The 14,330-nt window shown below is 73.2% G+C and carries 12 protein-coding genes; 4 read left to right on the top strand and 8 right to left on the bottom strand.

Annotation, left to right across the window (positions count from 1 at the left end; genetic code table 11):
• The first annotated feature begins 22 nt into the window (after nt 1–22).
• Entirely contained in the window at nt 23–886 is an 864-nt protein-coding gene (locus ACR9ZK_RS01735; RefSeq protein WP_481339417.1) for a GNAT family N-acetyltransferase, read from the top strand.
• A gap of 13 nt (nt 887–899) precedes the next feature.
• Here the strand turns inward: ACR9ZK_RS01735 and mnmA are convergent, their stop codons facing one another.
• Together mnmA and ACR9ZK_RS01725 are read right to left on the bottom strand one after the other, a co-directional pair.
• A complete protein-coding gene (gene mnmA / locus ACR9ZK_RS01730; RefSeq protein WP_481339415.1) occupies nt 900–2,006 on the bottom strand; it encodes a tRNA 2-thiouridine(34) synthase MnmA in 1,107 nt (368 codons plus the stop codon).
• A complete protein-coding gene (locus tag ACR9ZK_RS01725) occupies nt 2,003–3,190 on the bottom strand; it encodes a cysteine desulfurase family protein (RefSeq protein WP_481339413.1) in 1,188 nt (395 codons plus the stop codon). Before ACR9ZK_RS01725 ends, mnmA begins: the two co-directional genes overlap by 4 nt.
• Before the next feature lie 161 nt (nt 3,191–3,351).
• Between ACR9ZK_RS01725 and ACR9ZK_RS01720 the strand changes: the two genes are divergently transcribed.
• Nucleotides 3,352–4,875, top strand: a complete 1,524-nt coding sequence (locus ACR9ZK_RS01720) for a S8 family serine peptidase (protein ID WP_481339411.1) — start codon at nt 3,352–3,354, stop codon at nt 4,873–4,875.
• Between the two features lie 173 nt (nt 4,876–5,048).
• The gene (locus ACR9ZK_RS01715; protein WP_481339409.1) at nt 5,049–5,537 is read left to right on the top strand and encodes a hypothetical protein; all 489 of its coding nucleotides are present in this window, start codon (nt 5,049–5,051) and stop codon (nt 5,535–5,537) included.
• A gap of 91 nt (nt 5,538–5,628) precedes the next feature.
• Here ACR9ZK_RS01715 and ACR9ZK_RS01710 read toward each other — a convergent pair whose 3' ends face one another.
• The 5 genes from ACR9ZK_RS01710 to ACR9ZK_RS01690 all read right to left on the bottom strand — a co-directional run bounded on the left by ACR9ZK_RS01710 (nt 5,629) and on the right by ACR9ZK_RS01690 (nt 9,209).
• Nucleotides 5,629–6,588, bottom strand: a complete 960-nt coding sequence (locus tag ACR9ZK_RS01710) for an electron transfer flavoprotein subunit alpha/FixB family protein (protein ID WP_481339407.1) — start codon at nt 6,586–6,588, stop codon at nt 5,629–5,631.
• A 34-nt stretch (nt 6,589–6,622) separates the two neighbouring features.
• Nucleotides 6,623–7,426, bottom strand: a complete 804-nt coding sequence (locus ACR9ZK_RS01705) for an electron transfer flavoprotein subunit beta/FixA family protein (RefSeq protein WP_481339405.1) — start codon at nt 7,424–7,426, stop codon at nt 6,623–6,625.
• A gap of 169 nt (nt 7,427–7,595) precedes the next feature.
• The gene (locus ACR9ZK_RS01700) at nt 7,596–7,919 is read right to left on the bottom strand and encodes a hypothetical protein (protein ID WP_481339403.1); all 324 of its coding nucleotides are present in this window, start codon (nt 7,917–7,919) and stop codon (nt 7,596–7,598) included.
• A 7-nt stretch (nt 7,920–7,926) separates the two neighbouring features.
• The gene (locus tag ACR9ZK_RS01695) at nt 7,927–8,706 is read right to left on the bottom strand and encodes an enoyl-CoA hydratase/isomerase family protein (protein ID WP_481339401.1); all 780 of its coding nucleotides are present in this window, start codon (nt 8,704–8,706) and stop codon (nt 7,927–7,929) included.
• Nucleotides 8,706–9,209, bottom strand: a complete 504-nt coding sequence (locus ACR9ZK_RS01690; RefSeq protein ID WP_481339399.1) for a type III secretion system chaperone family protein — start codon at nt 9,207–9,209, stop codon at nt 8,706–8,708. Before ACR9ZK_RS01690 ends, ACR9ZK_RS01695 begins: the two co-directional genes overlap by 1 nt.
• A 92-nt stretch (nt 9,210–9,301) precedes the next feature.
• On the opposite strand from ACR9ZK_RS01690, the gene glgX reads away from it, so the two are divergent.
• Nucleotides 9,302–11,443 (top strand): glycogen debranching protein GlgX, encoded by a 2,142-nt coding sequence (gene glgX, locus ACR9ZK_RS01685; protein ID WP_481339397.1) that lies wholly within the window; start codon nt 9,302–9,304, stop codon nt 11,441–11,443.
• Between the two features lie 130 nt (nt 11,444–11,573).
• Here glgX and glgP read toward each other — a convergent pair whose 3' ends face one another.
• Nucleotides 11,574–14,162 carry an alpha-glucan family phosphorylase gene (glgP, locus tag ACR9ZK_RS01680; protein ID WP_481339395.1) on the bottom strand — a complete coding sequence of 863 codons (2,589 nt, stop codon included), beginning with the start codon at nt 14,160–14,162 and terminating at the stop codon, nt 11,574–11,576.
• Nucleotides 14,163–14,330: the final 168 nt, after the last annotated feature.

Below are 14,330 nucleotides of genomic sequence, written 5' to 3'. Positions count from 1 at the left end.
TCCGTCGTCGGCAGCGTCAGATGTGTATAAGAGACAGATGCAGGACCTGTGCTCCCGCACGTGGACGCCGAGGAGCCGGTTCCACCCGGGGCAGCTGGCCTGGAACCGGTACTCCGAACCCGTCGACGTGCAGGCCCTCGGCGAGGGAGAGGCTCTGGCGGTCTGGGCCGAGGGCGAGCGCACGGTGGCCTTCGGCTGGGCCGAGAGCCCCGACTGGCTCGAGCTGCAGGTCGACCCGGCCCGTCCGAAGGTCGCCGCGGAGGTCCTCGAGTGGTTCGAGGAGTGGAGCGACGCGGACGAGCAGTCGACCATGGCGGTCGAGGGCGACGCGGCGGTCGAGGCCGCGCTCGGCGACGCCGGGTTCGAGCCGCAGCCGGGCGCGCCGTTCCTCACCCACCACACGCTCGACCTCGCCGACCTGTTGCCGGTGCCCAGGGTCCGGGGGTACGCCTTCCGGGCGGTCGGCCCGGAGGAGGCGGCCGCGCGCGCGGCCGTGCACGCCGCGGCGTGGTCGGACGACGCGCCATCCCGGGTGGACGCGCTCGCCTATGCCCAGCTCATGCGCACCTGGCCCTACCGTCCCGACCTCGACTGGGTCGCCGTCGACGCGGCGGGGGCGATGGTGGCCTCGGCCCTCGTGTGGCTGGACCCCGAGACCGGCGCCGGCCTCGTGGAGCCCGTCGGCTGCGTCCCGGCACACCGCGGCCGCGGCCTGGCCGGCGCCGTGACGCTGGCGGCCCTGCACGCCCTGCGCGACGTCGGCGGCCGCGTCGCACAGGTGACGCCGCGCGGCGACGACGACCACCCGGGGCCGCGTCGCATCTACGAGGCGATCGGGTTCGCCCCGACCGCGCGGGTGCTCACGTGGTCCCGGTCGGTGCACTGACCGGCACGCGAGGTCAGCCGACCGGCTCGCGCTCGAGGCGCGAGGAGGCGATGGTCGCCGACCCGATGACCCGGGAACCGTCGTAGAGCACGACCGACTGCCCCGGTGCGACCCCACGGATGCGCTCGTCGAGGCGCACCTCGACGGTGTCACCCTCCGCCCACGCGATGGCCCGGTGCTCCTCGCCGTGGGCGCGCACCTGCGCGCCGACGCGGACGACGCCGTGCGGCGCGGGGCCGCACCAGCGTGCGTGCCGACCGCTCATCGCGTTGACGCCGAGCAGGTCGGCCGTGCCGACGACGACCCGGTTGCTCTCCGGACGCACCTCCACGACGTAGCGGGGCTGCCCGTCGGCCGCCGGCCGCCCGAGCGCCAGGCCGCGACGCTGGCCGACGGTGTACGCGAACGCCCCCCGGTGCTCGCCGACGACGGCACCGGAGGTGTCCACGATCTCGCCGGGCGCCTCGCCGAGCTCGCGCGTCAGCCACCCACGGGTGTCGCCGTCGGCGATGAAGCAGATGTCGTGGCTGTCCGGCTTGTTCGCGACGTAGAACCCCCGCTCGGCCGCCTCACGACGGATGTCCGGCTTCGTCGTGTCACCGAGCGGGAAGAAGGAGCGCGCCAGCTGGTCGGCCTCGAGCACGCCGAGGACGTAGCTCTGGTCCTTGGCCGCGTCGACGGCCCGGTGCAGCTCGCGGCGCGTCCCGCCCGCAGCGTCCGGCACCTCGACGATCCGGGCGTAGTGACCGGTCGCCACGGCGTCGAACCCGAGCGCCAGCGCCTTGTCGAGCAGTGCCGCGAACTTGATGCGCTCGTTGCAGCGCAGGCACGGGTTGGGCGTGCGCCCCGCGGCGTACTCGGCGCGGAAGTCGTCGACGACGTCGCGCCGGAACCGCTCGGCCATGTCCCACACGTAGAACGGGATGCCGAGCACGTCGGCGACCCGGCGCGCGTCACCCGCGTCCTCGATGGTGCAGCAGCCGCGCGCGGACTCCCGCAGCGTCGCGGCGCTCTGGCTCAGCGCCAGGTGCACGCCGACGACCTCGTGTCCCGCATCGAGCATGCGGGCGGCGGCGACGGCCGAGTCGACGCCGCCGCTCATCGCCGCGACGACCCTCATGACGTCGCCTCGCGAGCCCTCCGGGCCCGGTCCAGCGCCGCCGGCAGGGCGGCGAGGAACGCGTCGACGTCGGCCTCGGTCGAGGTGTGTCCGAGGGTCAGGCGCAGCGCACCGCGAGCGTCGGACTCCTCGATGCCCATGGCGAGCAGGACGTGGCTCGGCTGCGGCACCCCGGCCTGGCACGCCGACCCGGTCGAGCAGGCGACGCCCGCGGCGTCGAGCAGGTAGAGCAGCGAGTCGCCGTCACAGCCGGGCACGAGCAGGTGCGCGTTCCCCGGCAGGCGCCGGGAGGAGTCACCGGGCTCCCAGAAACCGGTCGGCCGGACGTCGGGGGCCACCTCCATGGCGCGCTCGAGGATGGCGTCGCGCAGGGCCACGAGCCGCTGCGCCTCGGCGTCCATCGACTCGACCGCGGCGGTCAGTGCCGTGGCGAAGCCGACGATGGCCGGGGCATCGAGGGTGCCCGAGCGGACCTGCCGCTCCTGCCCGCCGCCGTGCGTCAACGGCACGAGCGTGGCATCGCGCCGCACGACCAGGGCCCCGACGCCGATCGGGCCACCGAGCTTGTGCGCCGTCACCGACATGAGGTCGGCCCCGCTCGCGGCGAAAGCGACCGGCACGTGCCCCGCCGCCTGGACCGCGTCGGTGTGGAACGGGATGCCGAACTCGCGGGCGACGGCGGCCAGCGCCGGGACGTCCTGGACGGTGCCGACCTCGTTGTTGGCCCACATGACCGACACGAGCGCGACGGACCCCGGGTCCTGTTCGACGGCGCGGCGCAGCGTGGCCGGCTCGACGAACCCCTCGGGCGTGCACTCGAGCCAGGTCACCTTGGCGCCCTCGTGCGCGACGAGGAAGTCGACGCAGTCGAGGACCGCGTGGTGCTCGGTGACCCCGACGAGCAGTCGGACGCGTGCGGGGTCGGCGTCCCGCCGGGCCCAGAAGGTGCCCTTGAGCGCGAGGTTGTCCGACTCGGTGCCGCCGGAGGTGAAGACGACCTCCGAGGGCCGCGCCCCGAGCGCCCGGGCGATGCGTTCCCTGGACTCCTCGACAGCCCGCCGCGCCTCACGACCCGTGCGGTGCAGGGAGGACGGGTTGCCCACGACCGCGAGCTGGCGGGTCATCGCGTCGAGCGCCGCCGGCAGCATCGGCGTCGTCGCGGCATGGTCCAGGTACGCGGTCACCGCACGATTCTAGGGCGTGCCGCTCCCCCGCCCGCCCGCGCCCACGACGCGCCCACGACGCGCCCACGACGCGGCTACCGACCGTAACCTGCGCCACCGACGTCTCGTTGACGGGACAGGTCGCCGCCACCGTGGGCGTCGGCCCCGGCAGAGAGGGAACCATGCTCGGCACGACCAGAACCCGCCTCCGCACCGCCGTCGCCGCAGGCGTCGGCACGCTCGCCCTCGTCGCCACCGGGCTGGCCGGCGCCGGCTCCGCGGGCGCCTCCGGCGCGTCCGACGCCGCCGCAGGCCTGTCCACGCCCGGCGCCGCGACGGGCACGACGGGCCTCGCTCCGCTGTCCCCCTGGCTCGCCCGGCAGTGGCCCAGCCTCCCGAGCCTGCGACCGACGACGGTCCTCGTCCACGGTTCCGACGTCGCCACCGCCCGCCGCGCCGCGACGGCCTCCGGCCTCGTCGTCCGTGAGAGCTTCGACAAGATCGGGGCCGTCGTCGCCGCAGGCCTGCCGGCGCAGATCGCGGCCGTGCGCGCCGCGCCCGGCGTCACCTACGTCGAGGGCAACGAGCCGATCAGCCTGTACCTGTCGACGTCGAACACGGCGACGCGCGGCTCGGAGGCGCGCGCCACCCTGACCGGCGCGAACGGCAGGCCCCTCGACGGTTCGGGAGTCAGCGTCGCGGTCATCGACTCCGGCGTCGACCCCAGCCACCCGTTCCTGCGCAACCCGGACGGCAGCTCGGCCGTCGTCAAGAACCTCAAGGTGGTGTGCGACCCGCTCGAGGTCCTGCCGTGCCAGCCGGTCGACGCCGGCAGCCTCGACACCGACCTGCTCTCGGTCGGCGGCCACGGCATGCACGTCAACGGCATCGTCGCCGGCCGCGACGTCACCCTGTCGGACGGGACGAGGATGCACGGCGCGGCGCCGGGCGCGAGCCTCGTCAGCCTGAGCACCGGCGCGGTCCTGTTCATCGTCGGCGCCGACTCCGCCCTCAACTGGGTGCTGGAGCACCACGCGGCCCCGTGCGGAGCGGGCGTCCCCGCGAGCACCTGCCCCCCGATCAAGGTCACCAGCAACTCGTACGGACCGTCCGGCGGCGGCGAGCTCGACCCGAACTCCGCGACGGTCAAGCTCCAGCGGGCCCTCGTCCGGGAGGGCGTGGTCACCGTCTGGGCCAACGGCAACGACGGCGGCGACGGCTCGGCCAACCTGTCCAACCCGCCCGGACAGGACCCCACCCCGGGGATCCTCTCGGTCGCCTCCTACAACGACCACGACTCCGGCACCCGTGACGGCACGGTCAGCACCTTCAGCTCCCGCGGGAAGCGCGGACAGCTGTCGAGCTACCCCGACATCTCCGCACCGGGCGAGGGGATCACGTCCTCGTGCCGGATCTACCTGCCGATCTGCACCTCCGGCGGCGACCCGCGCGACGGCGACGACTACAACACCATCAGCGGCACGTCGATGGCCACGCCACACATCTCCGGCATCGTCGCGCAGCTGTTCCAGGCCGACCCGGCAGCCACGCCCGCCCAGGTCGAGGCCGCGCTCGAGTCGTCGGCGTACAAGTACACCGACGGTGCCGCGTACGAGCCGGACGCCGAGGGCAGCGGCACGACCTCGTTCGACAAGGGCCACGGGCTCGTCGACGTCGTCGCGGCGGTGGCGGCCCTGACGCGCTGAGGCGGGCCTGCCCGACCTGTGGCTGAGACGGCCCGCCCGGGCGACTCGCCCACCCCGGACGCCGCGGAGCCCTCCGACCCCACCCCGGGGGGCTCCGTGGCCCGGTGGTTCCGCGACGACCGTCGGGGGCCGGCGCTCGGGCGCCCGCGGGCTCGCCGCCTATCATCGGCGGCATGGGTGGCTCGCACGAGGACACCGGAGGCAGCACGCTGCAGGCCCCGACCTGGCACCGCGTCGTGACGGCGCTCGCCTGCCCGGTCATCGGCTACTTCGTGGCCCGGCTGCTCGAGCGATACCTCCCGGCGGTGCCCGCGCCGGCGGCCCTCGCCGTGTGCCTCACGTCGGCGCTGGTCCTCGCGGTGCGCGCGTGGCGGGCTCGCGTCGACCTGCGCCGGGACGAGCTGCGGGTCCACAACATGCTCTCTTCGACGACCGTCGAGCGGCGGCTCGTGCGTCGGGTGTCGAGCACCGGACGCGTCGAGTTCCGGCGCGGGTCGGAGCGGCTGACGAGGCTTCCGTGCGAGGCCCTGCAGGCCCCGTGGTGGGCGTTCGGCTCCGGCGGGCGGCGGTACGTCGCGAACCGGGAGCGGCTCTCGAGCTGGGCCCGCACGTCCTCGCGGGTGGTGCGTGACGAGCAGGGCCCCGGGGAGGCCGTCGCCTGAGCCCAGGCTCCTCCTGCCCGGCGGTATCCGCCGCGACGACGAGGGCCCCCGACCGCACGGTCGGGGGCCCTCGTCCTCGGTGCGCCGGTGGTCAGCCCTTGGCGGCCTTGATCGCCTCGGTGGCCTGGGGCAGCACGGTGAACAGGTCCCCGACGACGCCGAAGTCGACCAGCTCGAAGATCGGGGCCTCGTTGTCCTTGTTGACCGCCACGATGGTCTTGGAGGTCTGCATCCCGGCCCGGTGCTGGATCGCCCCGGAGATCCCGCACGCGACGTACAGCTGCGGGCTGACCTGCTTGCCGGTCTGCCCGACCTGGCTGGTGTGCGGGTACCAGCCGGCATCGACCGCCGCGCGGGACGCGCCGACCGCTGCGCCGAGGCTGTCGGCGAAGTCCTCGACCGGGGAGAAGTCACCGCCGGTGCCGCGGCCACCGGACACGACGATCGCGGCCTCGGTCAGCTCCGGACGGCCGGTGGCCTGCTTCGGCTTGGACTCGGTGATCCGGGCTCCCTTGGCGGCCTCGGACGGGGTGAAGTCGAGCACCTCGTCGGCCGCGGCCGCCGGGGCCTCCTCGGGCGTGGCCGAGTTCGGCTTCACCGCGACGATCGGCGTGCCCTGCGTCACCGTCGCGGTGACCGTGTACGACCCGGCGAACACCGACTGCGTCGTCACCACCCCGCCACCGTCGGCGGCCTGCACGTCCACGGCGTCGGTGACCAGGCCCGACTCGGTCCTGATCGCCACCCGGGCCGCGATCTCCTTGCCCTCCGGCGAGGAGGGCACCAGCACCGCCGCCGGGGTCAGCTTGCCGACCAGCTGCGCCAGCAGCTCGGCCTGCGGCACGACCAGGTGCTCGAGCACCTCCGGCGCCTCGACCCGGTACACCTTCTCCGCGCCGTAGCGGGCCAGCGTCTCCCGGGCCGCGTCGAAGCCGGCCCCGACGAAGACCGCCGACGGCTCACCGAGACGACGCGCGATCGTCAACAGCTCCGAGGTCGTCTTGCGAACCTTGCCCTCGACGTGGTCGACGAGCACGAGAACTTCAGCCATGGTTCGTGGGTTCCCTTCTGTGGCTGGGGGTCGGTCAGACGAACTTGCGCTCGGACAGGAACGCGGCCAGCTTGCTGCCGCCGTCGCCCTCGTCGGTGACGATCTGGCCCTGGGTACGCGGCGGCCGCGCGGCGAACGACTCGACCCGGGTCCAGGCCGCCTCCAGCCCCACCCGCGCCGGGTCGATGCCCAGGTCGGCCAGCGTCCACTGCTCGACCGGCTTCTTCTTGGCCGCCATGATCCCCTTGAACGAGGGGTAGCGGGGCTCGTTGATCTGGTCGGTCACCGACACCAACGCCGGCAGCGTGGCCGTGATCGTCTGCGTCGAGGCATCCCCGTCGCGGCGGGCCGTGACCGTGCCACCGGTGCCGCCCGTGCCGCCGCCCTCGACGCTCAGCTCGGACGCGTACGTCACCGCCGGCAGCCCGAGCCGCTCGGCCAGCATCGTCGGGACCACGCCCATCGTGCCGTCCGTGCTGGCCATCCCGGTCACGACCAGGTCGACCTCGCCGAGCTTCCTGACCGCCTCGGCCAGCACCAGCGACGTCGCCGCCGCGTCGGAGCCGTGGATCGCCGCGTCGTTGACGTGCACGCCCTTGTCGGCGCCCATCTGCAGCGCCTTCTTGACGGCGTCGGCGGCCCGGTCCGGGCCGACCGTCACCACGGTCACCTCGCCCTCACCCGCCTCGACGATCTTGAGCGCCTCCTCGACGGCGTACTCGTCCAGCTCGGACAACAGACCGTCGACGTTCTCACGGTCGGTCGTGCTGTCCGATGCGTCGAACGTGCGCTCGGCCTGCGCGTCCGGCACGTACTTGACACAGACGACGATGTTCATGGGTGAACGTCCTCTTCCGTTGCGTGGATGGGGCTGCCGGAGTCGCTCCGGCACTGGCGTCATCCTCTCACTGAGCAACCGCTTACTCACCACGCGGCGGGCGTGACACTCACCACCCGCCGGCCGACACGGCACCCCCACCGGCCTGCGCCGGACGGCGGTGCGCCGCTCAGACGGCGCCCGTCTCGACGACGTAGAAGGCCGGCTCCTCGTACGGGTGGGCGTCGCGCAACGCCGCGACGACGGCGGCCCGCCGGTCACGCGGGAAGGTGACCTCGACGCGGTGCTCGCGCAGCGTCTCGAGGTGGCCGACCGCACCGATCGCCGGTACGGCGCCGGGGCCCGGCCGGAACTGCCCCGTGCCCTCGACGTACCAGGCGCACTCCGTGTAGTCCCCCACGGCCCCCGCGCCCGCGGCGAAGAGGGCCGCGAGGACGTCCTCGGTCGACCCGACAGGCGCGTAGAACACGAGGACGTCCAGCGGCTGTGGCACCGGTGGGTCACCGGCCTTCGAACTGCGCCTTGCCCGGACCCTGCTCGACGAACGAGGTCATGCCGATCTCGCGGTCGCGCGTGCCGAAGAGCCCGGCGAAAAGCATCCGCTCGATCTCCAGGCCGGTCTCGAGGTCCACCTCGAGGCCCCGGTCGATGGCCTCCTTGGCCGCGCGGACGGCGTACGTCGGCCCACCGACGAAGGTGGCCGCCCACTCACGGGCGGCGGTGTACACGTCGGCCGCCGGCACCACGCGGTCGGCCAGGCCGATGGCGAGGGCCTCCTGCGCGTCGACGAACCGGCCGGACAGGATGATCTCCTTCGCACGAGAGGCGCCCACGAGCCGCGAAAGTCGTTGCGTCCCACCGGCGCCCGGGATGATGCCGAGGAGGATCTCGGGTTGGCCGAGCTTCGCGTCGTCGGCCACGACGCGGAAGTCGCACGCGAGCGCGAGCTCGCAGCCGCCGCCGAGCGCGTACCCGGTGACCGCCGCGATGACGGGCTTCGGGATGCGGGCGACCGCGGTGATCGAGGAGGAGAGCGGCGCCGAGCGGTCGACCATGTCGGTGTACGACATGGCCTGCATCTCCTTGATGTCGGCCCCGGCCGCGAAGACGCGCTCGCCGCCGTAGACGATGACGGCCTTGACGTCGGGGCGCTCGGCGGCCTCACCGGCGGCGGCCCGGATCTCCTCCTGGACCTGGATGTTGAGGGCGTTCATCTTCGGCCGGTCGAGGCGGATCGTGCCGATGCCGTCCTCGACCTCGAGCCGGACGAGCTCGCCCATCAGGCCTCGCCCGGCGACACGGCGTCCGTCGGCAGCCAGGACTGGAAGAAGAAGCCGACGCTCTGCAGGATGTGGTTGACCGAGAGCGGCACGAGGATGTCGAGGTCGGCGTTCGGCGTGATGACGTGCTCGGCCGAGACGACGAGGCTCTCCTGCACGAGCGAGAGCTTGACGATGTTGAGCTGCATCGTGAGGTCGTTGCACCGGGCGAGGCGCTCGTTGCGGTCGGGCGAGACGGGCTCGGCGAGCTGCCACTGGCCGAAGAAGCGGACGACGGCGAGGTCGCCCTCCGCGACGCGGGCGAACAGCGTCGTGCTCGTGCCCTCGTTGTCGACGATCGCGAACTCGATGTCGCCGTCGCCGTCGATGCTCGCCTCGATCCCGAGACCCTTGAGGACCGCGACGACGCGGTCGCGGACCGGGGTGTCGGACGCCGGGGCCCCGTTCGGGACGCCCTCCGGGGAGCTCGGCATGAAGTTGGGCAGGGAGGTCGGGTCGGTCATGCGCCCACCGTAGACCGATCGCCTCGGCGGACGCGAGACGGCCCGTGGGCGGCCGGCACCCCGGTCCGCCGCGCCGCCATACGCTTGGCCCCATGTGCCCGCCGCCGCCCACCACGCCGGACCTGCCGCCAGAGCCGGGGGTGCACCTGACCCCCGAGGGGGCCGTCTTCTCCGTCTACGCGGGGCACGCGGGTGGCGTCGAGGTGTGCCTGTTCGACCGCGACGCGGACGGCACCGAGACCGAGCGCCGGGTCGCCCTGCGGCACCGGGCGCACGGCACGTGGTTCGACACCGTCCCCGGCGTCGGGAAGGGGCAGCGCTACGCCTTCCGCGTCGACGGCGAGTGGGACCCCGAGAGGTCGCTCCTGCACAACCCGGCCAAGCTCGTCCTCGACCCGTACGCGCGCGCGCTCGAGGGCGACCTCCGGCTCGACCCGGCGCTCTGGGGCCACCGCGTCGGGGCCGACCTGCGCGGCGACATCGCCGTCCGCGACGCCCGGGACTCGGCGCCGTTCATGCCGCGGTGCGTCGTCGTCGACGACGGGTTCGACTGGGGGGACGACGAGCTCCCCCGGACGTCCTTGACCGAGTCGCTCATCTACGAGGTGCACGTCAAGGGCGCGACGCGGCTGCACCCCGGGGTGCCGGCGCACCTGCGCGGCACCTACGCGGGGCTCGCCCACCCGGCGTACGTCGAGCACCTGACCGGCCTCGGTGTGACCGCGGTCGAGCTGCTGCCGGTGCACGCCTTCACCCACGAGCCCGAGCTCGTCCTGCGCGGCCTGGCCAACCACTGGGGCTACAACACCCTCGGGTTCTTCGCGCCGCACGCGGCGTACGCATCGGTCACCGACCCGCAGCGTGTGCTCGACGAGTTCAAGGGCATGGTCCGGGCCCTGCACGCCGCCGGCATCGAGGTGCTGCTCGACGTCGTGTACAACCACACGGCGGAGAAGTCGCGCGAGGGCATGACCCTGTCGTGGCGTGGCCTGGACCAACGGGCCTACTACCGGCTCGACAGCCGCGGCCGCGACATCGACGTCACGGGCTGCGGCAATACCCTCGACCTCGCCCACCCGGTCGTGGCGCGCATGGTCCTGGACTCCCTGCGCTACTGGGTGCAGGAGTGCCACGTCGACGGCTTCCGGTTCGACCTCGCGGTCGCGCTCGGCCGGGGCAAGGACGACACCTTCGACGGTGACCACCCGTTCCTCGTCGCGCTGCGCACCGACCCGGTCCTCTCGCGCGCCAAGCTCGTCGCGGAACCGTGGGACCTCGGCATCCACGGCTGGCGCACCGGCCAGTTCCCACCGCCGTTCTCGGAGTGGAACGACCGCTACCGCGACACCGTACGCACGTTCTGGCTACGGGACCTCGCGGCGTCAGCGAGCGGCAGCGGCCACGGCGTCCGTGAGCTCGCGACGCGCCTGGCCGGCTCGCAGGACCTCTTCGACAGGCACGACCGCGGCACCATCGCGTCGGTCAACTTCGTCACCGCCCACGACGGCTTCACGCTGCACGACCTCACCGCGTACGACGCGAAGCACAACGGGGTCAACGGGCACGGCGGCACCGACGGGTCGGACGACAACCGGTCCTGGAACCACGGTGTGGAGGGCCGCACCGACGACGAGCACGTCCTCGAGGCCCGTCGCCGCACGATGCGCAACCTGCTCGGGACGCTCCTGCTGTCCACGGGCGTACCGATGCTCACCGCGGGCGACGAGCTGGGCCGCAGCCAGCGCGGCAACAACAACCCGTACTCGCAGGACAACGAGATCAGCTGGACCGACTGGGACCTCGAGCCGTGGCAGGAGGACCTCCTCGCCACGACGCGCCATCTCGTGCACCTGCGGCGAGAGCACCCGGTGCTGCGGCAGCGCTCGTTCTTCACGGGGCGCCCTGTCCACACCGACGGCTCGACCGACCTGGCCTGGTTCGGCAGCGACGGCGCCCCGATGGGCCACCGCTGGGACGGTCCGGCCGTGCACGTCCTCCAGGCGCTCTACGACGGCCGGTGGCTGGACCAGCAGTCGGTCCTCGTCATCCTCAACGGGTCGGCGTCGGGCGTCGACGTGACGCTGCCCGCCGCCCCCGGCATCGCCGCCTACGAGCTGGTCTGGGACAGCACGGACGCCCGACCCGCCGACCCGTGCCCCGCCGTGGCCGCGGGCACGACCCTGCCGGTGGGGCCGGCGTCGATGCGCGTCTGGCGCGCCGTCGCCGCCCGCTGAGCCCGCTGAGCCCGCTGAGCCCGCCGGTCCCGCTCGCCGCCGCTCGGACCCTGACGCGGCAGAGCCCGGGCCCCGCGCGGGGTCCGGGCTCTGCGGTCGAGCGTGGAAGGACGGCTCAGGCGGTGGCGACTCAGGCGGTCCGGGCCAGGCCCAGCTCGGCCGACGACGCGAGCGCCGGGTGCCTCGGGACGACCCGCACGCTGTAGCCGAACGAGCCGGTGCGGCGCAGCGGCTGCGACCCGGCGAACTGGGCGCGGCCGTTCTCGTAGCCCTCGACGAAGGACAGCGGTGTGGTCTCGACACCCCACAGCTCGTCGGCCTCGTTGACGTGGCCGTGCACGAGCTGGACCTCGACGTCGTCCGCGCGCAGACCGCCCAGGTCGACGTAGGCGCGCAGGTCGAGGGTGTCGCCGATCTCCGGCGAGTCGGACAGCCCCGAGGTCTCGAGGTGCTCGACCTTGACGTTCGGCCAGGCCGCCCGGACCGACGCCTTGTAGGCGGCGAGCTCCTTGGCCCCGGCGAACTGGGGCCCGTTGAGGGCCCGGCCGGCACCGGCGGCGGGGCCGTAGAGGGTGGTGACGTAGTCCTCCACCATGCGGCTGGCCAGGACCTTGGGCCCGAGCGTCTTGAGCGTGTGGGTCATCATCGAGATCCAGCCGTTGGGCAGGCCGTCGGCGCCCCGGTCGTAGAACTTCGGCGCGACGTCGTGCTCGATGAGGTCGTAGAGCGCGGCGGCCTCGATGTCGTCGCGGCGGTCGGGGTCCTCGACGCCGTCGGCGGTCGGGATGGCCCAGCCGTTGCGGCCGTCGAACCACTCGTCCCACCAGCCGTCGAGGATGGACAGGTTGAGGCCGCCGTTGAGGGCCGCCTTCATGCCCGACGTGCCACAGGCCTCGAACGGCCGCAGCGGGTTGTTGAGCCAGACGTCGCAGCCCGGGTAGAGGTGCTGGGCCATGGCGATGTCGTAGTTCGGCAGGAAGACGATGCGGTGGCGCACCTCGGGGTCGTCGGCGAAGCGGACCATCTCCTGGATGAGGCGCTTGCCGGTCTCGTCGGCAGGGTGCGACTTGCCGGCGATGACGAGCTGCACCGGGCGCTCCGGGTGCAGGAGCAGTCGCTTGAGACGCTCCGGGTCACGCAGCATCAGGGTGAGGCGCTTGTACGTCGGGACGCGCCGGGCGAAGCCGATCGTCAGGACGTCGGGGTCGAGGACGTCGTCGACCCAGCCGAGCTCGAGCTCGGTGGAGCCGCGCTTGCGCCAGGAGGAGCGGACGCGGCGCCGGGCGTCGTTGACGAGCTTCTCGCGCATCTCGCGCTTCGTCGACCAGACCGCGTCGGCCGGCACCTCGTCGATGCGTTCCCACGCGTTCTCGCCGGCGATGTCGGAGGTCCCGAGGTGCTTGAGCGCGACGTCGTACACCGATCGGTCGACCCACGTCGGTGCGTGGACGCCGTTGGTGATGCTCGTGATCGGCACCTCGTCGTCGTCGAAGCCCGGCCACAGGCCGTCGAACATCTCCCGGCTCACGACGCCGTGCAGCTGCGAGACGCCGTTGGCGCGCTGGGCGAGGCGCAGGCCCATGACGGCCATGTTGAAGATGCCGGGCTGGCCGCCCTCGTAGTCCTCGGCACCGAGGGCCAGGAGGCGCTCGACCGGCACGCCGGGAATGGCGTTGGGGCCGCCGAAGAAGAGGTTGATCTTCGCGGCGTCGAAGCGGTCGATGCCGGCCGGCACGGGCGTGTGCGTCGTGAACACCGTGGCCGAACGGACGGCCTCGAGGGCCTCGTCGAAGGTGAGGCCGTGGTCGCGGACGAGCTCGGTGATGCGCTCGACGCCGAGGAAACCGGCGTGGCCCTCGTTCGTGTGGTAGACCTCCGGGGCGGGCGCGCCCGAGAGTCGCGACCACAGGCGCAGCGCACGGACGCCGCCGATGCCGAGCAGCAGCTCCTGCTCGAGGCGGGTGTCGCCGCCCCCGCCGTAGAGCGACTCGGTGACCCGACGCGTCTGCTCGTCGTTGCCCGGCACGTCGGAGTCGAGCAGCAGCAGCGGGACCCGGCCCACCTGCGCCTTCCACACGTGGGCGTTGAGGACGCGACCGGCCGGGAGGTCGACGGTGACGACGGCCGGCGTGCCGTCGTCCTCGCGCAGCAGCGACAGCGGCAGGCCGTCGGGGTCGAGCACCGGGTAGGACTCCACCTGCCAGCCCTCGCGGTCGAGGGCCTGCTTGAAGTAGCCGGTCTTGTAGAAGAGGCCGACGCCGACGATGGGGACGCCGAGGTCGGAGGCGGTCTTGAGGTGGTCGCCGGCGAGGATGCCGAGGCCACCGGAGTACTGCGGCAGCACTGCGGTGATGCCGAACTCGGGGCTGAAGTAGGCGACCGCCGCGGGGGCCGCGCGGCCGGCGGCCTCCTGCTCGCGGCTCCAGCGCTGGTACCAGCGCTCGTCGGTCAGGTAGGACTCGAGGTCGGCGTTGGCGGCGACGACGCTGCCGACGAAGTCGTCGTCGGCCGCGAGCGATGCGAGCTCGTCGGCGGACAGACGGGACAGGAGCTTGACGGGGTCCTCGCCCGCCTGGGCCCACTTGCGGGGGCTGATGCTCTCGAAGAGATCACGCGTCGGCGGGTGCCAGGACCACCGGAGGTTGCTGGCGAGAACGCCGAGCCCCTCGATCCGGGTGGGTAGGACGGTGCGGACGCTGAAGCGACGGATGGCCTTCACGAGGAGTCAGCATAGGGGTCGCACTGACGTCTTCTTGCAACGCTTGCAGCGGGGTTTCACCCAGTGGACGGGAGCAGGGCCGGTGCGCCACGCCCGCGCAGCGCCCGTGTCGGGATTGCGCCAACTTCGATACGGTCGATCCCGTGAGTGGCTCAGCGAAGAAGTCCC

The organism is Monashia sp. HAY1-5C (genome assembly GCF_056755255.1).
The sequence above is the reverse complement of the archived record's forward strand: the minus strand, read 5'-3'. Positions and strand labels throughout refer to the sequence as shown.

Excerpts from the sequence above, each read along its gene's own strand:
- mnmA (WP_481339415.1), bottom strand. The coding sequence starts at position 2,006 with ATGAGGGTCGTCGCGGCGATGAGCGGCGGCGTCGACTCGGCCGTCGCC.
- ACR9ZK_RS01720 (WP_481339411.1), top strand. The coding sequence starts at position 3,352 with ATGCTCGGCACGACCAGAACCCGCCTCCGCACCGCCGTCGCCGCAGGC.
- ACR9ZK_RS01715 (WP_481339409.1), top strand. The coding sequence starts at position 5,049 with ATGGGTGGCTCGCACGAGGACACCGGAGGCAGCACGCTGCAGGCCCCG.
- ACR9ZK_RS01710 (WP_481339407.1), bottom strand. The coding sequence starts at position 6,588 with ATGGCTGAAGTTCTCGTGCTCGTCGACCACGTCGAGGGCAAGGTTCGC.
- ACR9ZK_RS01705 (WP_481339405.1), bottom strand. The coding sequence starts at position 7,426 with ATGAACATCGTCGTCTGTGTCAAGTACGTGCCGGACGCGCAGGCCGAG.
- ACR9ZK_RS01695 (WP_481339401.1), bottom strand. The coding sequence starts at position 8,706 with ATGGGCGAGCTCGTCCGGCTCGAGGTCGAGGACGGCATCGGCACGATC.
- ACR9ZK_RS01690 (WP_481339399.1), bottom strand. The coding sequence starts at position 9,209 with ATGACCGACCCGACCTCCCTGCCCAACTTCATGCCGAGCTCCCCGGAG.
- glgX (WP_481339397.1), top strand. The coding sequence starts at position 9,302 with ATGTGCCCGCCGCCGCCCACCACGCCGGACCTGCCGCCAGAGCCGGGG.